Origin of the sequence: Alteromonas sp. KUL106, from assembly GCF_009811415.1 — a bacterium.
In the GTDB taxonomy this organism is placed as follows: domain Bacteria; phylum Pseudomonadota; class Gammaproteobacteria; order Enterobacterales; family Alteromonadaceae; genus Alteromonas.
Map to the genome: position 1 here is coordinate 119,915 of NZ_BLIG01000008.1, position 23,230 is coordinate 143,144.

Annotated in this window: 19 protein-coding genes; 6 read left to right on the forward strand and 13 right to left on the reverse strand. The window is 45.2% G+C overall.

Features of this window, described 5'->3' with window-relative positions; genetic code table 11:
- Positions 1-4: 4 nt before the first annotated feature.
- From GVO63_RS03790 to phoB, 5 genes are all read right to left on the reverse strand, one after another.
- A complete protein-coding gene (locus tag GVO63_RS03790; protein WP_159578174.1) occupies positions 5-4,081 on the reverse strand; it encodes a hypothetical protein in 4,077 nt (1,358 codons plus the stop codon).
- 206 nt (positions 4,082-4,287) lie between these two features.
- Positions 4,288-5,079, reverse strand: a complete 792-nt coding sequence (locus GVO63_RS03795; protein ID WP_159578204.1) for a 2OG-Fe(II) oxygenase — start codon at positions 5,077-5,079, stop codon at positions 4,288-4,290.
- A gap of 62 nt (positions 5,080-5,141) precedes the next feature.
- Positions 5,142-6,164: a PstS family phosphate ABC transporter substrate-binding protein gene (locus GVO63_RS03800; RefSeq protein WP_159578175.1), complete on the reverse strand. Its 1,023-nt coding sequence runs from the start codon at positions 6,162-6,164 to the stop codon at positions 5,142-5,144.
- A 22-nt stretch (positions 6,165-6,186) separates the two neighbouring features.
- The gene (gene phoR / locus GVO63_RS03805) at positions 6,187-7,488 is read right to left on the reverse strand and encodes a phosphate regulon sensor histidine kinase PhoR (protein WP_159490358.1); all 1,302 of its coding nucleotides are present in this window, start codon (positions 7,486-7,488) and stop codon (positions 6,187-6,189) included.
- Between the two features lie 99 nt (positions 7,489-7,587).
- Positions 7,588-8,277 (reverse strand): phosphate regulon transcriptional regulator PhoB, encoded by a 690-nt coding sequence (phoB, locus tag GVO63_RS03810; RefSeq protein ID WP_014997327.1) that lies wholly within the window; start codon positions 8,275-8,277, stop codon positions 7,588-7,590.
- A gap of 266 nt (positions 8,278-8,543) precedes the next feature.
- Between phoB and GVO63_RS03815 the strand changes: the two genes are divergently transcribed.
- Positions 8,544-10,268 carry a HAMP domain-containing sensor histidine kinase gene (locus GVO63_RS03815; RefSeq protein WP_159578176.1) on the forward strand — a complete coding sequence of 575 codons (1,725 nt, stop codon included), beginning with the start codon at positions 8,544-8,546 and terminating at the stop codon, positions 10,266-10,268.
- A gap of 141 nt (positions 10,269-10,409) precedes the next feature.
- Entirely contained in the window at positions 10,410-11,321 is a 912-nt protein-coding gene (rdgC, locus tag GVO63_RS03820; RefSeq protein WP_159490354.1) for a recombination-associated protein RdgC, read from the forward strand.
- A gap of 152 nt (positions 11,322-11,473) precedes the next feature.
- Here the strand turns inward: rdgC and GVO63_RS03825 are convergent, their stop codons facing one another.
- Entirely contained in the window at positions 11,474-12,037 is a 564-nt protein-coding gene (locus GVO63_RS03825; RefSeq protein ID WP_159578177.1) for a helix-turn-helix domain-containing protein, read from the reverse strand.
- Positions 12,038-12,240: 203 nt separating this feature from the next.
- Between GVO63_RS03825 and GVO63_RS03830 the strand changes: the two genes are divergently transcribed.
- On the forward strand, positions 12,241-13,452 hold the full coding sequence (locus GVO63_RS03830; RefSeq protein ID WP_159578178.1) for a benzoate/H(+) symporter BenE family transporter: 1,212 nt from the start codon (positions 12,241-12,243) through the stop codon (positions 13,450-13,452).
- A 170-nt stretch (positions 13,453-13,622) separates the two neighbouring features.
- Here the strand turns inward: GVO63_RS03830 and GVO63_RS03835 are convergent, their stop codons facing one another.
- Positions 13,623-14,459: an HDOD domain-containing protein gene (locus GVO63_RS03835; RefSeq protein WP_159578179.1), complete on the reverse strand. Its 837-nt coding sequence runs from the start codon at positions 14,457-14,459 to the stop codon at positions 13,623-13,625.
- A gap of 406 nt (positions 14,460-14,865) precedes the next feature.
- On the opposite strand from GVO63_RS03835, the gene GVO63_RS03840 reads away from it, so the two are divergent.
- Complete coding sequence (locus GVO63_RS03840) at positions 14,866-16,554, forward strand: Zn-dependent hydrolase (RefSeq protein WP_159578180.1); 1,689 nt, start codon at positions 14,866-14,868, stop codon at positions 16,552-16,554.
- Positions 16,555-16,643: 89 nt separating this feature from the next.
- Here the strand turns inward: GVO63_RS03840 and GVO63_RS03845 are convergent, their stop codons facing one another.
- The 4 genes from GVO63_RS03845 to folB all read right to left on the reverse strand — a co-directional run bounded on the left by GVO63_RS03845 (position 16,644) and on the right by folB (position 18,813).
- On the reverse strand, positions 16,644-17,015 hold the full coding sequence (locus tag GVO63_RS03845; RefSeq protein WP_159578181.1) for a histidine triad nucleotide-binding protein: 372 nt from the start codon (positions 17,013-17,015) through the stop codon (positions 16,644-16,646).
- 141 nt (positions 17,016-17,156) lie between these two features.
- Positions 17,157-17,957, reverse strand: a complete 801-nt coding sequence (locus tag GVO63_RS03850) for an undecaprenyl-diphosphate phosphatase (protein WP_159490342.1) — start codon at positions 17,955-17,957, stop codon at positions 17,157-17,159.
- A gap of 8 nt (positions 17,958-17,965) precedes the next feature.
- Complete coding sequence (gene folK, locus GVO63_RS03855; protein WP_159578182.1) at positions 17,966-18,460, reverse strand: 2-amino-4-hydroxy-6-hydroxymethyldihydropteridine diphosphokinase; 495 nt, start codon at positions 18,458-18,460, stop codon at positions 17,966-17,968.
- Positions 18,460-18,813, reverse strand: coding sequence for a dihydroneopterin aldolase (folB, locus tag GVO63_RS03860; RefSeq protein WP_159578183.1), 354 nt, complete (start codon positions 18,811-18,813; stop codon positions 18,460-18,462). The genes folK and folB overlap by 1 nt, the downstream gene beginning before the upstream one ends.
- A 316-nt stretch (positions 18,814-19,129) precedes the next feature.
- On the opposite strand from folB, the gene plsY reads away from it, so the two are divergent.
- A complete protein-coding gene (plsY, locus tag GVO63_RS03865) occupies positions 19,130-19,732 on the forward strand; it encodes a glycerol-3-phosphate 1-O-acyltransferase PlsY (protein ID WP_159490338.1) in 603 nt (200 codons plus the stop codon).
- Here the strand turns inward: plsY and GVO63_RS03870 are convergent.
- Positions 19,722-21,038 (reverse strand): ectonucleotide pyrophosphatase/phosphodiesterase, encoded by a 1,317-nt coding sequence (locus GVO63_RS03870; protein WP_159578184.1) that lies wholly within the window; start codon positions 21,036-21,038, stop codon positions 19,722-19,724. The genes plsY and GVO63_RS03870 overlap by 11 nt on opposite strands.
- A 196-nt stretch (positions 21,039-21,234) precedes the next feature.
- Positions 21,235-22,278 carry a tRNA (adenosine(37)-N6)-threonylcarbamoyltransferase complex transferase subunit TsaD gene (tsaD, locus tag GVO63_RS03875; RefSeq protein WP_159490334.1) on the reverse strand — a complete coding sequence of 348 codons (1,044 nt, stop codon included), beginning with the start codon at positions 22,276-22,278 and terminating at the stop codon, positions 21,235-21,237.
- A gap of 498 nt (positions 22,279-22,776) precedes the next feature.
- Between tsaD and rpsU the strand changes: the two genes are divergently transcribed.
- Positions 22,777-22,992, forward strand: a complete 216-nt coding sequence (gene rpsU, locus GVO63_RS03880) for a 30S ribosomal protein S21 (protein ID WP_012517258.1) — start codon at positions 22,777-22,779, stop codon at positions 22,990-22,992.
- The last annotated feature ends 238 nt before the right edge of the window (positions 22,993-23,230 follow it).

Consider the following 23,230-nt stretch of genomic DNA (forward strand, 5'->3'; position numbering starts at 1 on the left):
TTAATTAGTCTTGAAGACCAACCGTTACCCAACCCAGTGTCCAGTCAGACTCACCGTCGAATGCACCTTGGAAGTCTGTACTATCAAAGAAAGCGTCCAAAGTAGAAGCGTCGAAGCCTGAACCTAATAAAACTGAATTGCTTGCAGGTACGAAACCTGTTGAATCAAAGCCAAGTGCTGCCGTGTCAGCAAGTACACTGTTGCCGTCTTGACCTTCAAACCATGCTTGTGTGCTGTCTGTACCTATTGTATCTGAACCGAAAGCACTCGTAGATGAACATGCTACTGTTGAGTGTGTCACAGTGAGTGAACCTGCTGCGGCATTAGCAATTGACTCGTCACCATTCACTCGTAGGCAGTTGCTGTAGTTTGCACCACCGGTAACCACTAGGTTTTTAATTGTACCTGCAGTACCGTTACGAAGACGTACACCATTTGTACTGTCTGCGCCTAAAATTGTCACGTTAGATACGGTTGGTGTAGTCAGTGGTGTCCACGCAGGGTTATCTTCGTTGTTGTCTGCTTCAAACGCGTTGTCGCCGCCCGCTGCGTCTTGCTTGATAACTACGTACTGTGCCTTACCTGTCCAACCGAACGACCAGTCTAGAGAATCGTCACCGATAGCCGTCAGCACTAAGTGGCTTACGTTTACTGTACCGCCGAAGAACTCAACGCCATCATCTAGGTTTTGATGAACTTGAACGAAGTCAACTTCAGTGCCACGGCCAACACCGGCAAATGAGATACCGTTTAGCTCATCGCCTGCCGCAAGTGCTTTACCTGCGTGCTTAACGATTACATAGCGAAGTGTACCTGAGTTATCATCTTCGTCTGCACCACCGTAAAGGCCTGCATCACCTTCAGCTGCAACACCACAGTTAGCAAGCTCTGCTTCAGACGTGTCAGCGTCGTCGCCTGTGTTACATAGGTTTGTTGGTGCGTTACCTAGAATAACCAGACCACCCCATTGGCCTATCGCTGTCTCGCCGCCAGTCATATCTTCAGAAGATGTGAAGGTAATTGGCAATGTTGCTGTACCAGCAGCTTCAATTTTAGAGCCGCGACGAACAACTAGGAAATCATCACCGTCTTCGCCGAATACTGTCGTACCGCGCTGAATGTAAAGCGTCGCGCTGTCAGCATTGTCGTTACCTACTGCAGTACGACCTTTAATTAGCCAGTGAGCATCATTAGTTAACGATACATCAGAAGTAAATACAGTGTCCGCTGTTAACTGATACACTGGCTTATCAGTAATATCAGGGAAGCTAGCAGAAACGTCCGTCGCTAAGCCTTGCTCTAGTGCCGTTGTAACGCCCGCCGGAATGCTATCATTTACAGCAACAGTCCAACCATCCATCCAGTTGTTGTCGCCGTCAAATGCACCGATATAGTCAGTTGCTGCGAAGAAATCATTTTCTTCTGATACATCAACGCCCGCACCAAGAAGTGGTGAGCCAGAGCGAGGTGTAAAGCCATCGTTAGAAAGCATTAGCGCGTCAGCAGTAAGTACACTGTTGCCCGTTTGACCTTCAAACCATGCTTGAGTAGTGCCGCTACCAATAGTGTCTGAACCAAAGTTATTGCCTGCTTCACAAGCAACCACTGAATGTTCTACAGAAAGCTCGCCAGATACCGCGTTGGCAATTGACTCGTCGCCGTTAACACGTAGGCAGTTAGAGTAACCTTCACCAGCAGTAACAACCAGATTGCGAATGTTACCCGCAGTACCGTTGCGTAGGCGTACGCCGTTAGTTGTGTCAGCGCCAACGATAGTCACGTTAGAAATAGTAGGCTTAGTAAGTGGAAGCCACGCTGGGTTGTCTTCGTTGTTATCTGCTTCAATAGCATTGTCGCCACCCGCAGCTGATTGTTGGATATAAACGTTTTGCGCGTTACCTGTCCAACCGAAAGACCAATCTAGCGAGTCATCACCGATATCAGTAAGTACAACGTTACGTACGCTGACTGTACCACCGAAGAACTCGATACCGTCATCAAGGTTTTGGTGAACTTGGATGTACTCAACTTTAGTACCTGAACCGATACCAGCAAATGAAATACCGTTTAACTCGTCACCTGCTGCTAGTGCACGGCCAGCGTGTTTAACTACAACATAGCGTAGTGAACCAGTATTGTCTTCAGGGTTGTTGCCGCCGTAAAGACCTGCATCACCTTCTGCCGCTACACCACATGCAGCAAGTTCAGCGTCAGATGTTTGTGCATCATCACCGGTATTACATAAGTTAGTTGGTGCATTACCAAGAAGCACGATACCGCCCCATTGGCCGATACCCGTTTCGTCACCAATAAGGTCTTGAACAGAGGTAAACGTGATAGGTGCGCTTGCTGTACCGTTAGCTTCAATTTTAGAACCACGACGTACTACTAGGAAGTCATCACCTTGCTCACCAAATACAGTTGTACCTTGCTCGATGAATAGTGTTGCGCTGTCTTCGTTATCGTTACCTACTGCAGTACGGCCTTTAATTAGCCAGTAAGCATCGTTGGTAAGCGTAACGTCAGAGGTAAATGTGGTGTCTGCAGTAATTTCATAAACCGGCTTGTCTAGGTTAAAGTCAGCCGATACGTCTGTTGCTAAACCTTGTGCAAACGCGTTTGGAACGTCAGTTGGGAAACCGCCGTTTACGCCTACCGTCCAACCGACCGTCCAGTCTGTGCCGTTAGGGTTGAATGCACCGATGTACTGACCGCCGCCAAGTGCAACAGGAGAAGAAGCTGTGGGGAAGTAACCGTTATCTTCAAGCATTAATGCAGAAGCAGCTAAAACGCTGTTGCCATCTTGACCTTCAAACCATGCTTGAGTCGTACCACCGTTAATGGTGTCCGAACCAAAGTTGTTCGCAGGCGTTTCACACGCAACAATTGAATCAGTGATAGAAAGCTCGCCAGACTCAGCGTTTGCAATCGCCTCGTCACCGTTTACACGTAGACAGTTGTTAGCCAGGGTAGAACCGGTGATAAGTACATTTGAAAGTACACCTGCCGTACCGTTGCGAAGACGTACGCCGTTAGTGCCGTCTGCACTTACGATAGTTACGTTAGAGATAGTTGGCTTAGTCAGCGGCAACCAAGACGGGTTGTCTTCGTTGTTGTCAGCCTCGATTGCGTTATCGCCACCGTCAGCTGACTGCTGGATGTAAACGTTCGTTGCGCTACCAGTCCAACCGAAAGACCAATCTAGAGAATCATCACCGATGTCAGTAAGTACAACGTTGCTCACGTTAACTGTACCACCGAAGAACTCAATACCGTCATCAAGGTTTTGGTGAACTTGGATGTGATTAACTGTAGTGCCTGAACCGATACCTGCGAAAGAAATACCGTTTAACTCGTCACCTGACGCTAGTGCTTTACCCGCATGCTTAACAACTACGTACTCTAGTGTACCTGAGTTATCTTCAGGGTTGTTGCCACCGTAAAGACCTGCATCGCCTTCAGCAGAGACGCCGCAGTTTGCTAGTTCTTCATCCGACGTATCTGCATCATCACCCGTATTACAAAGGTTAGTTGGTGCGTTACCTAGTAGAACTACACCGCCCCACTGACCGATAGAAGTTTCTTCACCCGTAACGTCCTGTACTGATGTCATTACGATAGGTGCTGAAGACGTACCCGATGCGTCAATTTGAGAGCCACGACGAACAACCAAGAAGTCATCGCCGTCCTCGCCGATTACTGTGGTACCTTCTTGAATAGTTAATACCGCTGCATCAGCGTTATCGTTACCAACTGCGGTACGACCTTTGATGATCCAGTGAGCATCGTTCGTTAAGGTCATATCTTGAGTGATCGTTAAATCAGTATTTAAACGATAGACAGGCTTGTCTGTAATCGTTCCTGAGAATTCGCTTGATACGTCGGTGGCAAAGCCTAGGGAGAAAGGCGTATCCACATCAGGAGTAGTCGGAGTAGTAGGTGTCGTTGGTGTAGTCGGAGTTGTTGGAGTAGTTGGTGCTACTACCTCGTCACCTTCATTAATATTGATGTCACCGCCACAGCCTGCGAGGACAAGCGCAGTCGTGATAGCACTTACCTTAAATATGTTACGAATTTCCATTAAATTCTCCAGATTTTTGTAATACGGATTCTGAGGTTTGCTAGAGAGTAAAGGAGATCAGTGACATTTTTGTTACAAAGTAAAAAACTTATCGAATTTATTTGAACTTTTTCAGCTTTGAACTACTGCCATTACAAAGCCATTACTTTTCATATAGATAAACCTATATTGGTTAAAAATAAAACGAGCAAAGACGTCAAATGCATTTAATTTTTTGTTCTAAACCATTTGGTTATGACAGTTTTGTGACCGCGAGTGACAGGTTCTGCGAAGTGGATGCTATTGAGATTAGGGTCGCCAGAGGGCAGTAAGTTGTTCCAAAAAAGCGCTTTTCCCTTTTTCGGGGATATCGCAATATTTAGCTTGGTAAATCGGGTGTGGCCGCCTTCACATTCATCATTCAGGTAAATCATGCATGTCCATGTTCGCTGACCGCGCGATTGACAATGCGCTTTGTATTGCGGGCTTCCTGGAGGAAAAAAGTCGTAATGCGGTTTGTAATACTCCCCGACATTGTAGTGCTGAGCCTGAATGACTTCCCCCTCCCCCACGCCTAAGCTGAGTGTTGAAACTATGCGGCTATCAACCGCCTTAACTAACCCGTTGTTGAGAAAAGCTAATTCACAGGTTGTAGACGTTCTAATGTCGTCTGCGCTTGGCGCCCCTGCCAATTTTGAGGGAGCGAGTTTATCTTTGGTCAGTGCAACCAGTTCGTCGCACTCTTGGCAGCTCAAAAAGTTGTCGTACGCATACAGCTGAATGTTGTTTTCATCAGCAACTGGCTTTGCCTTTTCCAATCGAGTGATAGCACTTTTTGCTAGCTTCTCGTAGAAACTTGAAGAGGGTGAAAACAGGTAGTCAGCGGGCAAATTGGCGCCGAGCACTTTTTTAATCGTGGCGGGAGAAAAACCGTTCTCCACTAAGGTTGTCACGATAGTCGGCACTGCCGTCCCTGATAGCAGGCATTTGACGACCCATTGTTTCCACACTGGCGGCATATACGACACTTTCTTACCCTTGACGTTTGACGGCTAATGAAGCGGTTTCTTACTTTACTTATCTATTCCAGTAATCGGCGTTGGCGTATCAATACGTCTTCACGGATGGGAAAATACCCGTCTCTTACCACCTGCTCCTGCCCTTCCTGTGACAAGATGTAGCGCAAGAACTCCCGTTCCAGCGTAGGTAATGGCTCACCGGGCTTTTTATTTATCACTAAATAAAGAAAACGGGCAAACGGATACGTTTCGTTGCGCACCGTGTCAATAGAAAGAGGGATTAAGCTGTCTAGTGACTCACCTAAAGGCAAAGCGCGAACCCCTGCTGTTTTATAACCATAAGCGGCATAGCCAATCGCGCCTGTCCCACTGGCCACAGACAACACAACAGATGCAGAGCCAGGTTGTTCGTTTACCGTATTTTTAAAGTCACCATCGCACAGCGCCATCACTTTAAATAAGCCATAAGTACCCGATACTGAATTTCGGCCATACAGTCTTATAGGAGAGCGATAGCCTATATCGTTAACGCCGAGCTGAGACCAATTGGTAATGGCTGTATTGCTGCCACAAAACTGGGTTTCAGAAAACACTGCGTCAACTTGCTCAAGGGTCATACCCGGCAACGGATTGCGTCTATCCACAAAAATAGCGATGGCATCCATTGCCACTTTTAATACCGTAGGTGGGTAACCGTGGGTTCGCGTGAAGTCCCGTATTTCACTGGGCTTTAACTCTCGGCTCATCGGGCCTATGGTTGCCGTGCCTTCAATAAGTGCAGGGGGGGCGGTAGATGAACCTGACGCCTGTATTTGAAAGCCGACCTGAGGATAAAGGGTTTTGAATTCCTGTGACCAAAAGGTCATTAAGTTTGCCAGCGTGTCAGAGCCAACTGACGTAATTTTTCCTGCTACACCCGGCTTGCGCTCGTAGGCCGGCACGGGGTAAGTGGTAGAATTAGATGGTAAGTTTTGTTCATATTGAGGGCTAGCGAGTGCGACAAGCGGTAACAACAAGCTTATTACTAAAAGTAACTTTGAAAGACACGGGGTTGGCCCCTCTACCTTGTCATGCTTTTTGCTCACCGACGTTTCTCGCCTCTTTGCATTAAAGTTGCTCTGCAATCAATTCATTATCCAGCACAAACGAAAAATGACTTCCCTCGCCTAATGTACTGGTTATATCTAAACGGGAATTATGATGACTTAATACATGTTTTACAATGGAAAGACCTAAGCCTGAACCGCCGGTCTTGCGTGAACGAGCTTTATCCACGCGATAAAAGCGCTCGGTTAGTCGGTTTAGATGATTTGGCTCAATACCATCACCGTTATCAACCACAGAAAATTTAGCGCCGTTCAGTTTACGTCGCCAATACACGTTAATTTCACCGCCAGCTGGTGTGTAGTGCACCGCATTAAACACCAAGTTTGAGCAAGCACTGCGCAGCTCGGTCTCTACACCAAAAACATAGAGTTCTTTGTCGATGTGGAAGTTTATTGTGTGGTTTTTCTCTTTATTAAGGGCCTGCGCCTCTCTCTCTATTTGCGCAAGGACCACAGGAATATTCACAACATTTTCGTAGATGCGCTCCGAACTCGCTTCAATGCGCGACAACACCAGCAAGTCTTCTATCAAATTTTGCATGCGGTGGGTTTGCGATGTCATTTCTTTCATCGCTTTTTGCATAAAAGGATCGGAGTCTTCATCGATAGGAAGAATTTCAAGATACCCGTTAATGACCGTTAGCGGCGTGCGTAGTTCATGAGACACGTTTGCCACAAAGTCTTTACGCATTTCTTCAAGTTGAGACACTCGGGTAATATCACGAGCTATCAGTAACAGATGCTCATCGCCATAAGGCATAATCCGATATTCGAAGGTTTTATTAGGGTTCGTGGGCGACGGTACTTCAATGGGATATTTATAGTTACCGGCATGAAAATACTGAATGAATTCAGGGTGGCGCAACAGGTTATCGATTCTACGCCCAGAGTCTTGAGGCCATTTAAGCCCTAAATCCAACCGCGCAAGGCGGTTACACCAAATAATACAAGCCTTTGCATCGACCACGACTGCTGCATCTGGCAAGGCTTCAGAGCCCTCTCTAAAGCGCTTTACCAATTCGCCAAGCTCTTTACGCTTATTGCGGTTACGACGCTGAAGATAATAAATACCCTCATAAATATGTTCCCATACGCCGCGCACAGTGGGTGGAGACATTTTACGACTGTGCCATAACCAACGATTTAGCTTGTAGAGATGCCAATAGTTAAACAGTAAAAGTAGCGTTGCACCAATGGCCACGGCGAATAACATATCATCCAAATACCACCCGACCAGCGCAAAAACCACAAGGAATAGCACTAAGCGCAATGTACTTCTCAACCAAGAGAACGGGTAATACATGAAATAACTCGCGTTGTTAAGGTAAAAATAAGCGCACGCCTAAGTTGGCGCAGAGATGTAAAGGGAATAACGTCGTGCTACTCCCTTTACTATTAATTATTACAGCTTGGTAGAAAAACGGTAGCCCGCGCCACGCACTGTTTGGATCATAGCATCATGTCCGTGGCGAGAGATAGCCTTACGCAAACGTCGAATATGTACGTCTACGGTTCGGTCTTCTACGTAAACGTTGGTTCCCCAAACATTGTCTAATAGTAGCTCTCGGCTGTAGACACGCTCTGGATGGGTCATAAAGAAGTGCAACAACTTGAATTCAGTCGGGCCCATGTCTAACGGTTCATCATTCGCCATAACGCGATGTGATACCGGCTCAAGCTTAAGGCCATTAAATTCGATAGGCTCTTCACTTGATGTCGGCGTTACTCGTCGCATAACCGCTTTGATTCTTGCCACAAGCTCTTTCGGAGAGAAAGGTTTAGTGACGTAGTCATCAGCACCTGCATCTAGTCCTCGAATTTTGTCTTCTTCTTCGCCGCGGGCTGTAAGCATAATGACGGGAATGTCACGAGTGAACTCGTGCTGTTTTAAACTTTTAGCTAGCTGTACACCGCTTCCGCCCGGTAACATCCAATCCAATAGGATCAAGTCCGGGTAAGGTTCGCAAATTTTTTCTTGCGCGATGTCGAAATCTTCGGCTTCAATAATGTTAAAACCTGATTGCTCAAGCACAAACTTAAGCATTTCACGGATAGGCGCTTCGTCCTCAACCACCAACACTGTACGAGACATCGTAATATTCCTGCTCATTTTTAAACGCCGTTATTATTAATGTGGTCTGTGACAGTTTTATTAAAACGATTACATTTATGTGTCAAGTTTAATACGGTTATAAAACATGCTTTGGCCAAAGTTTAAACATAGAATCTTGTTTATTCATACAATTACGCATATTCTTGAATGGTCATAATTACCGATATACAGGTAATGTAACATGACGGTTTCGCCATTGGGGTGGGCATCATAATAAGTCTGAAGTAACAGGGGTATGTTTTTCTATGGCTGCGGTCAAGACAGGGTTATCAAGGAAACTCCTAGCGAGAGTATTGTCGGTGTACTTTGCTCTTACGCTGCTTGTTACACTAGGCCAAATCTTCACAGAATACCTAAGTACAAAAAACCACGTAGAGAGCGAACTACAAACGCTAAAAAATACGTTTTCCTCTAGTCTCACTCGCGCGCTGTGGGAACTCAACCATGACCAAGTTCGCGCTATCTCAGAAGGCTTAATGTCGCTTCCTATTGTTGAAGGCCTTCAGGTTCGGGGAGAAAACGGAAATTATATTGCAGAATATGGTATCAGAGTACAACGGTCACCTAATCCTATCGATAGAGAAATCATCGAAGACCATTCAAGCGGCATATTCAGCTACAGCTTCCCCCTCGTTTTCAAATTTTCTGGAAGGGAATCAACGGTAGGCGACGTTACGTTATATTCCAGTTTTGATACTATTTTCAGTCGAATTGAAGTCGGCGTGTTTTTTCTAATTGGAAACGCCATAGTAAAAACCACATTTCTAGTATTTCTGTTCATGACAGCGTTTCGAACCATGCTTTCTGAGCCGCTGCAAGCTATTACAGAGCAAATGGGGAACTTCGACCCCCAGCACCCAGAAGAGAGCAAACTCAGTATTAAGTTAGAAGATGACAATGAGTTACTTCAGCTTAAAGAATCGTACAACGGTGTGATAGACGATCTTATTACTTCAAATAGCAAGTTAAACCAAGCGCAAAACGAGTTAACCCTTGCGAACAAAAAGCTGGATGATCAAAACCTGATATTGGAACAAGAGGTCGCGAAGAAAACTGCATCGCTATCTCAAATCATGCTTGACCTTGAACAACAAAAAGATGAGCTGATAGCCCATCAGCGTGAGCTTCGCCAAGAAAACGAAAACCGCCAATACATTGAAGCAGAGCTTCGACAGCGCAATCAAGAGTTGGCGAGTTCAATGAATACGCTCAAACAAGCACAAGAGCAGTTATTAGAGTCAGAGCGCATGGCATCACTTGGTGGTCTGGTTGCTGGCATTGCGCATGACGTGAACACGCCGTTAGGTGTGAGTGTAACCGCAGCCAGTTTTCTTCAAGAGCGGCTTAATAATTTAAAGACTGATTTTGAAGACAAAAGCCTGACCAGTAAGAACATGGCAAGCTTTATTGACGAAGCAGAACAAACAGCCCTGCTTTTACTGAATAATTTAGAGCGCGCTTCTGACCTTATCGCTAGCTTCAAGCAGGTCGCGGTGGACCAAACGAGCGAGACTGAACGAGAAATTGTATTGAATGACTATATCAATGAAATCATTCAATCGTTAAAACCGAGCTTCAAACAAAAAGAATATCAAATCAACGTTTCCTGCCCTGCCGACTTAGTGGTGACTTGTCCGCCAGGCGCTATCGCGCAAATCGTAACTAATATGATTGTCAATTCTATAACCCATGGTTTTGAAGGGCGTATCACAGGCACAATAACCTTAGAGGTCAAAGAAGAAGGAAATATGGTAAGCCTCTATTATAGCGATAATGGCAAAGGGCTTAGTGAAGAAGAACTCAGTAAACTTTTTGATGCTTTCTACACCACTAAGCGCGGTAAAGGTGGGAGTGGTTTAGGGACGCACATCATGTATAACCTCGTAACCCAGTCGCTCAATGGGCAGATAGAAGCGCAAAGCGCGATAGATAAAGGCTTAGAATACTTTATTCGCTTTCCTAAAAATTAATAGCAACCCGTTGTTTTATTCTCTTTAAATCAGCGCCTACTCTTCGCACTTTAATTGTTGCCACTGCCTTTTAATCAATTGCGCAGTGGGCCCTACATTGGTACGCTTGCGCCCTATTTTTATTAAGAGAATGCTTACACTATGTGGTTTAAAAATGTAAAAGCCTATCAAATTACACAGCCGCTATCGCTAGACGAGGGTGATTTAGAGCGCGCGCTAAACGAGCATGCTTTCCGCCCATGTGGCAGCCAAGACTTAGCAACCATGGGATTCGCCTCTCCCTTTTCTCAGGCCGGCAAGCAAGGCACCATGTTTCATGTCGTTCAACAGCGTTTTTGGATAACGTTAAAGAAACAAGAAAAGCTTCTTCCCGCTGCTGTGGTCAATGCCGAGCTTGATGAAATGGCGGCTAAAATTGAAATGGAAACGGGCTCACCGGTAGGTAAGAAAGCCAAAGCCGACCTTAAACAAGAAATTCAAACTCGATTACTCCCTCAGGCCTTTACAAAAAATACCTATACTCACGGTTTTATTTCACTTGCTGACAATTTAGTGGTGATTGACGCATCATCTGACGGCAAAGCCGAGGCCTTCTTAGCCATGGTAAGAAAAGCCATTGGTTCACTGCCTGTTGTGCCATTTACACGCAGAAGCCTTCAAAGCGAACTTACCCACTGGGTAACGGAATCAACGCCAGAAGGCGTAGGACTGCTTGAAGAAGCAGAACTAAAATCAACCGACGATACAGGCAGCGTTATCCGCTGTAAAAACCAACCGCTAGATAGCGAAGAAATCAGTATTCACTTAGATGCAGGTAAGCTGGTTCAAAAAGTTGCGTTCGAATATGCAGAAACGTTGACTGCTGTTATCTGTGAAGATGGCGCCATCAAGCGTATTAAATTCACTGACCGCATCAAAGAAGAAACCGACGATGTGCCAAAAGATCAAGTAGAGGCACGTCTAGACGCAGAGTTTGCGCTTATGTCAGCCGAAATTTGTACACTACTTAACTTTCTTCGTGGTGCACTTAATCTTAACGACGATAGTTTGTAAGCGAACGAAAAGTAGATATCAGGTAATAGCCTAGCGTTATCTCAAAGCCTAATTACCAAGGGGTGATTAGGCTTTTCGTCATTAGCACCAACGCACTACTTTTTTACTGGCAACCTTCTGGAAATTTTTGCATAAAAGGCTGTCAGACCGTTTTAGGTGGGATAGTGAATCACCACAATAAAACGGGTTTCCCCTACTTCGTCTCGATACCCGTGGGGCTGATCTGCACGCAGTACACATTGCTCTTGCGCCTGATAGGTTTGCCACTGACCGTCTTGCAATACACTTAACGTGCCTTGCGTTACATGGATATGCTCAGTCACGCCTATTAGGTGTGGCGAAGAGTGCTGTTCATGAAAGTCTGTTAAGCAAAGCTCAAACATTTCAAACTGCGTCGTTTGATTAAATGGAAATAGGGTTCTAATTGTTACGTTGGTATCGTTAGTGAACTTGTTATCGGCGTGGTGAGACGTAGGTTGAATGTCGTCATCGGATAAAAAAGATGAAAACGAGCATTCTAAGCCTGTGGCTATTTTCCACAGCGTCGCTATGGTAGGGCTCGACTCACCCCGCTCTATTTGCCCCAGCATAGCTTTTGATACCCCAGTCAGTGTTGCTGTTTTATCAAGGGAAAGCCCCCGCGCTTTACGAACAGACTTCAGATGTTTTGCAATACTTTTTGAAAAAGCAGAAGGCTGCGCATTCGCTTTTGTCATTGGTTCAGAGCCCTTTTATTTTTTCAAAGATGCGACCAAAACGCTTGTGCGCTATAACGCACGAGTGTTATCTTAGACAGTATGCGTTATAACGCACATTAGGCAAGGATAGCATAGGTTACCGATAAACATTCGATAAACGTAGTCAGCGTGTTGTTATCGCTTAATTAGTTTCAAACCGACGTTCAAGCACGGGTATTTTCATGAGTAAATGGAAGTTAAGCCATATCAGCGCAGGGTTAACCGCCGTCACGGTAGGTTACAGCAGCTCTGTTGTCATCATCATTGATGTGGCGCGCAAAGCCGGCGCCAGCGACGATATGGTAGTAAGCTGGTTGTTCGCACTTGGGCTAGGTATGGGCATTACCTGCATTCTGTTTTCGTGGCTTTCCAAACTGCCCGTTGTTACCGCATGGTCTACGCCCGGAGCGGCTTTTTTGTTAACGAGTATTGGGGACTACCGTTTAAGTGAAGCCATTGGAGCATTTATAGTATGCGCTTTACTTTCTCTCATAACAGCGCAAAGCCGCAGTTTACTTAGGCAAATTAGTCGGATCCCTCCGGCAATCTCATCGGCGCTATTGGCCGGGATTCTCTTACCCATATGCCTTGCTATATTTAGTGATGTTAATGAAGCGCCGTATTTAGTCGCGTTTTTTATTGCGGCTTATCTAGTGGGAAGCAGGTTATTTCCCCGCTACCTTATGCTGTTACTACTGGTAATGTCGGTTGGCATTAGTTTAGTGATAGGCAGTTCAAACGAGTTTGTCTCTTTGCCAAACGATTCATCAATGATGGCTACTGATGTAGTACTAGATGCGTCATCAGTTTTTGCACTTCCAGCGCCTATTTGGGTTACGCCCACTTTTTCTCTAAGTGCCGCCGTGGGCCTAGCATTTCCCCTTTTTCTTATCACAACGCTTTCGCAAAACTTACCTGGCATAGCTATTCATCACGCCCATGGCTATACACCCGATCACAAGCCTATTTTATCTGGGATTGCCATTGTACAAGCCGTTTTAGCACCGTTTGGTGGTTTTACCTTTAATTTAGCGGCAATTACGGCAGCCTTGTGCATGGGAGAGCAAGCAGACAGTGATAAATCACAACGCTATCGTGCTGCAATAGCCGCGGGCCTAGCTTATTTGCTTATGGGATTCATGGCATCAGTGGTCGTTGCGCTGTTTGTCAGCATGCCGAGCATCATAATTCACCTTCTTGCTGGGCTCGCACTGTTAGCCACGCTACAGGGAGCTGTAGTGCGCGCTATGGAGGTTGAATCCCACAGAGCCCCTGCTTTGCTCACTATGCTGTGTACGGCGTCAGGGTTTAGTCTGTTTTCCATGACCTCTGCGGTATGGGGGTTGGGATTAGGTTTGTTGCTGCTTTACATTCAGAAAAAACCAGCGCCTTAGGGCAGTCATAGGCACTGGCCAAAACGTTAAGTCGTCGAAAGACAAGATGTGGGTAATTGTCTATGCGGACTGGTATAAGAGAGCAATTCATAAAAAAAGCCGGTATAAATATACCGGCTTTGTGTTAATTATCTAAACAACGATTAACAGTGATTTTATTCCAGCTTATGTTAGAGGAATATTTGCTTGGCAGCGCTCGTCAGTTCTTCAAACTCATCTGAATGTAGCTCGCCCATGTCTTCAACGACGCCGCGCTGAATGGCTAAATTCAAAATAGCGTCCTTTTGACTACCCGCAGAGCCTGATACAGCAGCTCCGACGCGAACAAAGTCGATATAACCTAACTCGTCAGGAATGTAGCTCAAGTCTTTCCAATTTTTGGCAATATTAACGAAGTTTTCACCAAAGCCCCATTTTTCCATAATATTGGCACCGATTCTGCCAGCTAATTTGTCAATGGCTACTTCGAGAAATGAGGGGTTTGCAAAGACTTCTGGGTGACGTTCGGCCTCTGTCAGAATAGGAAGCACCCCTATATTGTGCACAAGCGCGGCCAATGTCATTGTATCTAGGCTCATTTCACGCTTTTTCGTACGCGTGATGTAAAGCTGCAACACTGCCATGGCAGTTGCGACGATATTGACGGTACTTGCCCACTCTTTTTGGAGATAGCGCGCCACTACATCATTTTTAGAAACGAACAACTGTTCCATCGCAAGCGCAGTGGAGATGTTTTTAATCTGACGAAGCCCAATTCGCGTTACCGCCTGGCCAACGGAGTTCACTTTTACACTGCGCCCCATATAAGCACTGTTTGCAATTTTAATCATTCTTGCACTAAGTGATGGGTCTTGACCAATAACATCCCCCATCGCATTGAGGTTTATATCCGGGTCGTCGGCTGCTTTACGAATTTTAAGTGCAATAGCAGGAAGTGTAGGAAGGACAAGCGTATCATTATTTATTTTTTCAACCAAAATGGTTGAGAGCGCGTTCTGTGTAGACATATTTCTACCCTTAGAAAGTTCCAAATAGCCGTATAAAGACAATAAGTTACATTACTGATCAATCAATAACAGCAACATTGCGCGGCGATACCGATTAATTGTTGAACGTTGCATTCCCTGCGTCTACTCGTGAAAACCAAAATGTGACACGCGAAAATACAAGCTGTTATCGTTTTTAAGATATTTCTAACACCATACTATAGTAGCTTTACGGTTTCGACCATCTAAAAATAGAAAGGGGAAAAGCGAAATACCCACTAATATCGAAAACCTCAATAAAGTATAGTTAACGTGTAGCAGACCACGATAAAGAATGCTCAATTATATTTTCATACTTTTGTATTAAATCAAAAGCATAGCTATAGTGAACAACCTACATAATGACAGAAAACACGGTAACCGTATTATGAAAAAAACACTTTCACGCTACTCTCCTGTTGCAGCTGCAATAGCCGGGTTATTCCTACTCACCGCATGCAGCAAAAATACCGATACACCACAAACAACCAAACAAGGTACGGAAGCTCAGCAGTCGCTATTGATTGACGAGGCTCGTCTATCGATCTATCACGGTGTCGACCTAACCAGCGACCTCTCTCACCTTAGTGATAATCAACATCAAATGCTTTCGCTGTTAATTGATGCATCGAAAATCATGGACGACTTATTTTGGAAACAAGCGTTTTTTGAAGATAAAGATGCCTTTCTTTCGTCTATCAGTGACGAGAAGGTACGTCATTTTGCCGCCATCAACTACGGCCCATGGGACCGGTTGAACGGTGACACGCCTTTTATTAGCGGATACGACGATAAAGCGTTGGGCGCCGAATTTTATCCCCATGATATGGATAAAGCCGAGTTCGCGACAGCTAACTTTGATGACAAACAAGGTCTCTACTCGTTGGTAAAACGCGACGAAGCAGGCAACCTTTATTCAGTCCCTTACTCAGACGCCTTTAAAAGCGAATTGATGAAAGCATCTGACCTACTTAAGAAAGCATCTGAACTAGCTGAAGACGAAAGCTTCAAACAATACTTGCAGCTTCGTTCTGAAGCCCTGCTATCAAACGATTACCTCGCCTCTGACATGGCATGGATGGACATGAAAACTAACCCCGTTGAGTTAGTGATCGGCCCCATTGAAAGCTATGAAGACCAGCTATTCGGTTATCGTGCAGCATTTGAAGCCTACGTGCTTATTAAAGATTTAGCGTGGAGTGAAAAGCTTGCTAAATATGCGGCCTTCTTGCCTGAATTGCAGCAAGGTCTACCGGTTGCGGATGCGTACAAAGCCGAGATGCCCGGTTCTGACGCTGATCTTAACGCTTATGACGTCATTTACTACGCTGGGCACTCTAACGCTGGCAGTAAAACCATTGCGATAAACTTGCCAAACGACGAACGTGTCCAGCTAGAAAAAGGCACACGTCGCCTTCAGCTTAAAAACGCCATGCGCGCTAAATTTGATACTATTTTAGTGCCAATTGCAGATACGCTTATTGTACCTGAGCAGCGCAGTCATATTACCTTCGACGCCTTTTTCGCAAACACCATGTTTCACGAAGTGGCCCATGGCCTTGGCATTAAAAACACCTTAGATGGTTCAGGTACTGTGCGCGGCGCACTTAAAGAGCACGCGTCTGCCCTTGAAGAAGGTAAAGCAGACATTCTGGGTTTGTATATGGTGCAAAGTCTGCTTGAAAAAGGTGAAATTACTGAAGGTTCTTTAGAAGATTATTATGTCACCTTCATGGCAGGCATTTTTCGTTCAGTTCGTTTTGGTGCCAGCTCTGCTCACGGTAAAGCAAACATGATTCGCTTTAACTTCTTTGCCCAGCAAGGCGCGTTTGAAAAGACAGAAGACGGTCAATATCGCGTTAACATGGAAAAGATGGGCGCTGCAGTCGAGGCACTGTCTGAGCTTATTCTGACGTTACAAGGTGACGGTGACTACGATAGTGTGGCTAAGCTGGTCGAAACCATGGGTGTGATCAAGCCTGATCTCGCGTCAGATTTAGCACGTTTAGAAGCCGCAAGTATCCCTGTTGATATTCACTTCAACCAAGGTAAAAAAATACTAGGGCTTTCTGATTAAGCGAGGCGATGCCAATAGCCTATTTGAGCAGGATATAGGCCACGCTTGAATTTCAAGCGTGGCCTTGTATAAAAATCATGAAACGCGGGTTACTCGACGTGCTTTTTCATGTCTTCAGTATAGGGTGGCCAGCCTAGAGGTTTACTGGCTAACACGTGTAAATGAATGTGATAAACAGTTTGTCCACCGTATTCGTTACAGTTCATAACAGTTCGATACCCTTGGTCAGCAAATCCCTGCTCCTTAGCTATTTTCGCTGCCACATATGATAAGTGGCCTACAACAACACGATCTTCCTCGGCGATATCATTCACCGTTGCAATTTGCTTTTTCGGAATAACAAGAAAATGAGTAGGCGCTTGCGGATTAATATCTTTAAACGCCAGCGCTAAATCGTCCTCATATAAAATATCCGCTGGAATTTCTTTATTGATAATTTTATCGAAAATAGTTTCTGCCATATCTCGCTTCCTTAATGCACTTTAAATTATCGCGCGCTTCAGGCACGCGTGTCACCGTTCAAATGAATGTATACCAGCGATAACCGATAACGTACCGCACTTATCCTAGCCCCTTTGTAGCGAGCTCACTGCTAATCACCACTAAGCGAAAACGAACCACAATAAAACTGCGCCTAACGCTAAACGATAGATAACAAATGGCAGCATGCCAATGCGGGATATCCAACTTAAGAACAGATAAATACATAAATAAGCGCTGACAAATGAAAACGCCGCCCCATAAAGTAGGGCATACCAATCGACGGCTTCGTTGGCGTTAAGCAAATCCAGCGTTGCCAGTAGCCCAGCGCCTAAAATAACCGGGATAGAGAGTAAAAAGGAAAAGCGCGCACAGGCCTCCCGTTTTAGCCCTAACATTAAGCCGGCGGTCATGGTAATACCTGAACGCGATGTACCGGGAATTAACGCCAACACCTGTGCTAGGCCAACGTAGACAGCTTGCTTCAAGGTTAACCCTTCAAGCTCTTGCTCTCGCTTAGCCGTCGCATCGGCGTACCATAGCAGCAAGCCAAAGATGATGGTAGTACCCGCAATTACCAGCGCCGTGCGTGCGTTTTCTTCAATCCAGCCTTTCATCAAAAAGCCAATAATCACCGCGGGAATAGTCGCTACAATCACGTACCACGCTAATTTACTGTCAGTAGACTGTTGTTTGCTAAACCCTTGGGTTACCCATGCCACGGTCATCTGCCCTATTTCTTGACGAAAATAGATCATAACCGCAAGAAGACTTCCCACATGCACGGCAACGTCAAAAGCCAAACCTTGACTCACCCACCCAAAAAGTTCAGCGGGTAGCAGCAAATGCCCGGAGCTACTTATCGGGAGAAACTCAGTCACCCCCTGGATAATTGCTAAAATAATAATTTCAAAAAGTGTCATTCCTTTGCTTAACTCCAAGTAAAGTCAATCGGCCATAGTTGCTGTTTTTGTTTATCAAATTTTTGCCACATGTTGGCGTAGGTTTCTTGCGTTTCAGGATGGATGTCGTCGGGAACAAGTTCCGCTAACGGCCAAAGAACAAACGCGTTGTAGCAAATCTCTTCGCGAGGCAAAACCACGGGGGTTGTGGTTATCTTACTATCATAGGTAAGCAAATCGAGATCAAGGGTTCGGGCGCAGAATTTTTTGTCGGTATGCACCCTGCCGTTCTCTTTCTCAATTGCCTTGAGTATTGCGCACACTTCTTCAATACTTTTTGACGTCGTCGCCCGGGCAACAGCATTATAAAAAGGGTTGCCATTGAAGCCCACCGCTTCGCTCTCGTAAACCGAGGAGACCGAAACATCTGAAAAGTGTTCCCTTAGCGCCACTAAAGATTGCTTGGTGTAATGCTCGCGCTCAATATTAGAGCCAATACTAATTAAAATGGTGTGTTGGGACATTAATTGCGCTCTTTACGCATTTCAACGGCAACGGTTTGCGCATTGGGAAGGATATTAGGCTTCACAATTTTAAGGGTTATTGACGCGACGGAGAAGTTATCAAGTATTGTGTCCATGACTTTGTTCCCTAAGGCTTCAAGCAGCTCAAATGTGCTTTCTTTACCCACATCTACAATACATTCGGCCACCTTGGCATAGTCTACCGTGTCGGCTACATCGTCACTAAGCATCGCCGCGCTTAAGTCTACATCAAGTGTTACATCTAAGAGCAGCTGAGTCGTTCTTACTCGCTCCCAATCATAAACACCAATCAGGGTGTCTACTTCAAGCCCTGTTATATAAATTTTTCCCATGGAATTTTTCATCTTGTACTGTTGTTAACCAGTTTATAGCCGTTTTTACTGGTCTTACTACTGCGCTTTCACCCACATATTGTTGTTAAACGGTGGTATATCGCGTTTGGATGGAGTAGCTTTACGCTTGCGTGGCACAACTATACCGCTGTATGACAACTGTGAGCAACCAAGGTTTTATAATTTTAATAAGACTGCGTAGCGTAATGATCCTCAGCGCACACAAATGTTCGAAAAACATAGCATTTAAAGAGGTTCTCCTCATGGAGTTAACTGCCACATGCCTGAACACATTTTTACAAATTAGAATGACCAAATGATCTCGTTAACCCTATTAATGATTGCTGTCGCCTACCTCTTCGGCTCACTTTCAAGTGCCGTTGTCATAAGCCGATTATTTGGCCTGCCGGACCCGAGAACGGCGGGTTCTAAAAACCCCGGCGCAACAAATGTCTACCGACTAGGTGGACGTGTTCCGGCGTTACTGGTTCTTGTTATGGACATTTTAAAAGGCACTATCCCCGTCTATGGAAGCTATTTTTTAGGCATAGAGCCTATCACATTAGGCTTAATCGCAATATGTGCCTGCTTAGGACATATTTTTCCGCTCTACTTTGGTTTCAAAGGTGGCAAGGCAGTCGCAACCGCATTCGGCGCAATGCTGCCCATAGGGCTTGATTTAGCAGGCCTGCTGATTCTCAGTTGGGTCATTGTGGTTTTTCTTACTGGCTATTCTTCACTAGGTGCGCTTATCGCGGTGTCTCTGGCGCCGCTATTCACATATTTAATCAAGCCGTTGTACACCATTCCAGTGGCAATGCTGTCGCTACTTATCATTTTGCGCCATAAAGACAATATCGCCCGCCTTTTAGCGGGCAATGAAAGTAAAGTGTGGGATAAAGGAAAAGTTAAAGAGTAAGCGCATGTTCCAGCACTTCTATCTTACCGTCTATAGACGTAACAGGCATGATACCCAGTATTTTTGCAAGCGCCGGATACACTTCTAAGTTACTAAACGCAGGTAAGGTCACATTCCTTTTAAACGCAGGCCCCACTGCGACAAACGTCGCTCCCATATCGGGTAATGTATTAATATAGCCATGGCCACCTTTGCTGACGTGTTTGCTGTTAGCATTTTTAAACCGTGCTGGCGGCGCCATTTCAATAAGAATATCGCCCGTTCTGTTTCCCACTTCCATATGACGCTCACTGCGCTGCTTGCGATTCAACACAGTGTAACGGTTTTCAGCAATGTTATTTAGGCGAGCAATCTCGTTGGCAATGTCGTTATCAGACACATTTTTTCTGGCATATAAATGAATTTGCGCCCCTTCATTTTCAATAATGAAGCTTTCCGGTATAGCCAAAGATTCTACCTCAATCGTCTGACTTTCATCGATAGCCGTCATACCATGATCTGAAACCACCACCAAATTCACTTGTATTTCTAGTGCTTTAATTCGTTCATAAAGCTGACCGATAAGAGCATCAACTTCCTGTACGGCATACTTGGTTTTTTTAGATAACGGCCCTTCGTCGTGCCCCACAGTGTCGGTTAGAGAGAAATATCCCGCAATGAAACGAGGGCGCGACGCATCAGGTAGCTCTAGCCAATCTATGATTTGGTCGACGCGCTGCTGGTAATCGGCATATTTTGAATAGTGATAGAAGTAACTCGGTGACGCGCCTGATATACGTGCGTCAGATTCTGGCCAAAAAAAGGTTGCTGCCTTCATGCCGTGGTATTCGACTAAGTTCCACAAAGGCGTTGCCTTTATCCACGTACTGTCCATTTTGCCATAACCTAATTTGTACTGCGCGTAACCTTCCTTGGTTGGGCGTGACTTATCGTAAAAGCGATTGTTGACGATACCGTGGTGTTTCGGAAGTAGTCCGGTGATTAATGAAATATGGTTGGGAAAGGTATTCGACGGATATACAGGCGTCATGGACGACGCTCTTACCCCTTGCTTTGCAATGGCACTTAGGTGTTTGGCGTTATGTAACTCAATATAGTCGTGGCGGAATCCATCAAGAGAAATCAGCACAACGTACTGTTCTTGCTGTTTCTGATCTGCCTTATCTAATGGTTGCTTTGAGAGCGCGTTGTTAGAAGCAAATGCATGATTTGTGGTGAGCACTGAAAGTAAAAGCGAAATAAATAACAACAACGCCAGATACACTTGCGATACAGAATATTTTTTTCCGTCTGTTTCTAAACCCATGCGGCTTTACGTCCTTATTCAATGTTCATTTTAGTAAAACAAAAGGCAATGGAATGTGCACCCATTGCCTTTTCATTCTATTTTGACAAAAGCATGTTGATCTTTGCTCAATATCGCTCTGATTCACACACTGAAAAGCGCTATCGCTGTGACGAGTTTCAGTTAGCCACGTTCGCTTTTATCATTCTCTCGCGTTCTAAATCGCAGATAGTGTATCAAGAGGCCAGCGCGGTTTGGCCTGCGAGGACAAGGCCAAGGTTTCCCCGGCTTTCAAGCGCTGCATTCCAGCGTAGGCAATCATGGCGCCATTATCGGTACAATACGCTAGGCTGGGATAAAACACCTCACCTTTTAGCTGTTGCATAAGTGCTTTCATCTCACTACGTAGCATGGTGTTCGCACTTACACCGCCGGCTATAACTAAGCGCTTCATCCCCGTTTGTTTTAACGCCCGCTTACATTTGATAATAAGCGTATCGACGACAGCCTCTTGGAATGCGTAAGCAATATTGGCTTTAATTTGTTCAGCTTTATCTGGGGTCAAGTCAGGGTTTCCGGTTAGATTTGCATCGCGAATGGTATTCGCTGCAAACGTTTTTAACCCGCTGAAACTAAAATCAAGCCCTGGCCTGTCAGTCATAGGTCGAGGAAATTTGTAGTGACCTGCTTCGCCTTTCTCTGCCAACTTAGCCAAAAGCGGCCCCCCTGGATAATCAAGACCAAGCAGTTTAGCTGTTTTATCAAAGGCTTCGCCGGCCGCGTCGTCAATAGACTCACCAAGTACTTCGTATTGACCAATGCCCTCTACTTTAACCAGCATTGAATGGCCGCCAGAGACTAAAAGGGCGACGAAAGGAAAAGCAGGTGCGTTTTCTTCAAGCATAGGGGCTAGCAAGTGCCCTTCCATATGATGCACACCTACTGCGGGTACGTTCCACGCATAAGCGAGCGACCGACCCACCGATGAACCTACCAACAATGCCCCCACTAAGCCAGGTCCCTGAGTAAATGCAACACCGTCTATTTCAGAAGGCGCGGTGTTCGCATCTTCCATGGCCTTTTCAATTAAAGGAATGATTTTTCTCACGTGGTCTCGTGAGGCAAGCTCAGGGACTACGCCACCATAATCAGCATGGAGTTTCACTTGGCTGTAAAGCTCATGTGACAGCAAACCCTTTTCATCGTCGTAAACCGCGATGCCGGTTTCGTCACAAGATGTCTCAATTCCTAAAATACGCATGGGGAGTAAGCCTTTTTACTTCTAACTTCAATGCTTTGCTGTGGAAACGCAAATAAATTCATACTATTAACACACAGTACTACTCGAGCAATACCAAAAACAAAGTAAATAATACTGGCGATCTGTAGCGATCATCTTTATGATCCGCCCGCGATCATAACACTACCCTCTTCAGAACATCCGGTTTCACGCTTTTGACCTCTCTTTAGTCAAAAAAGAAATCACCGAGACACGTTCTGATAAGGGCGCTTAAGTGGGCCGAGTTAAGGAACACGGTGCTTAACAAGCGCAGAGTTTACCTTTAATCCTGCATTCATGGAATGCCAGTTATCAGGTAAATGGACGGTAAATGCACAATATTGGCTATTTTTTAGCAATTCATCCTTTACTTTCTCTGTAGATATGATTAGAATTTCGCACCATTTTTAACCCGGGTGGCCTTTTTAGCGCACAATTTTACCCGGATTTACACAGTAAAAGTTTTGAGGTGAGTGTTTAATGCCTATCGTTAAAGTTAGAGAAAACGAGCCGTTTGATGTGGCGCTGCGTCGTTTTAAGCGTTCTTGTGAAAAAGCAGGTGTTCTTTCTGAAGTTCGTCGTCGTGAATTCTTCGAAAAGCCAACTTGGGAACGCAAGCGCAAGAAAGCTGCCGCTAAAAAGCGTCATCTTAAGAAGCTAGCTCGTGAAAACGCACGTCGCGTAAAACTCTACTAATATAGGGTTAGCCAACGAGTCTGAAAGGTGTTGCAATTGCAGCACCTTTCGCGTTTCTGGGCCTTTATTTTTTAATATAGTCCTTCATTCCTATTCAAAGCGTTATGTTATTTCAAGTCTGGGAGTTCAATTCTGGGGTTTTAATTTCGGGATACCAGTTCTGGGGTGTAAGGAATAGTGATCTATGCTGTAAATTTTTGCAGCGCCTGATAAGCTAAATCTATTCATAAAAAAACAG

Bases quoted from the DNA above. Each gene is read 5' to 3' on its own strand.
- GVO63_RS03835 (WP_159578179.1), bottom strand. From the start codon at position 14,459: ATGTCTACACAGAACGCGCTCTCAACCATTTTGGTTGAAAAAATAAAT.
- GVO63_RS03815 (WP_159578176.1), top strand. From the start codon at position 8,544: ATGGCTGCGGTCAAGACAGGGTTATCAAGGAAACTCCTAGCGAGAGTA.
- GVO63_RS03870 (WP_159578184.1), bottom strand. From the start codon at position 21,038: ATGGGTTTAGAAACAGACGGAAAAAAATATTCTGTATCGCAAGTGTAT.
- GVO63_RS03845 (WP_159578181.1), bottom strand. From the start codon at position 17,015: ATGGCAGAAACTATTTTCGATAAAATTATCAATAAAGAAATTCCAGCG.
- tsaD (WP_159490334.1), bottom strand. From the start codon at position 22,278: ATGCGTATTTTAGGAATTGAGACATCTTGTGACGAAACCGGCATCGCG.
- rpsU (WP_012517258.1), top strand. From the start codon at position 22,777: ATGCCTATCGTTAAAGTTAGAGAAAACGAGCCGTTTGATGTGGCGCTG.
- GVO63_RS03825 (WP_159578177.1), bottom strand. From the start codon at position 12,037: ATGACAAAAGCGAATGCGCAGCCTTCTGCTTTTTCAAAAAGTATTGCA.
- plsY (WP_159490338.1), top strand. From the start codon at position 19,130: ATGATCTCGTTAACCCTATTAATGATTGCTGTCGCCTACCTCTTCGGC.
- rdgC (WP_159490354.1), top strand. From the start codon at position 10,410: ATGTGGTTTAAAAATGTAAAAGCCTATCAAATTACACAGCCGCTATCG.
- phoB (WP_014997327.1), bottom strand. From the start codon at position 8,277: ATGTCTCGTACAGTGTTGGTGGTTGAGGACGAAGCGCCTATCCGTGAA.
- GVO63_RS03840 (WP_159578180.1), top strand. From the start codon at position 14,866: ATGAAAAAAACACTTTCACGCTACTCTCCTGTTGCAGCTGCAATAGCC.
- folB (WP_159578183.1), bottom strand. From the start codon at position 18,813: ATGGGAAAAATTTATATAACAGGGCTTGAAGTAGACACCCTGATTGGT.
- GVO63_RS03830 (WP_159578178.1), top strand. From the start codon at position 12,241: ATGAGTAAATGGAAGTTAAGCCATATCAGCGCAGGGTTAACCGCCGTC.
- GVO63_RS03795 (WP_159578204.1), bottom strand. From the start codon at position 5,079: ATGCCGCCAGTGTGGAAACAATGGGTCGTCAAATGCCTGCTATCAGGG.
- GVO63_RS03850 (WP_159490342.1), bottom strand. From the start codon at position 17,957: ATGACACTTTTTGAAATTATTATTTTAGCAATTATCCAGGGGGTGACT.
- folK (WP_159578182.1), bottom strand. From the start codon at position 18,460: ATGTCCCAACACACCATTTTAATTAGTATTGGCTCTAATATTGAGCGC.
- GVO63_RS03790 (WP_159578174.1), bottom strand. From the start codon at position 4,081: ATGGAAATTCGTAACATATTTAAGGTAAGTGCTATCACGACTGCGCTT.
- phoR (WP_159490358.1), bottom strand. From the start codon at position 7,488: ATGTATTACCCGTTCTCTTGGTTGAGAAGTACATTGCGCTTAGTGCTA.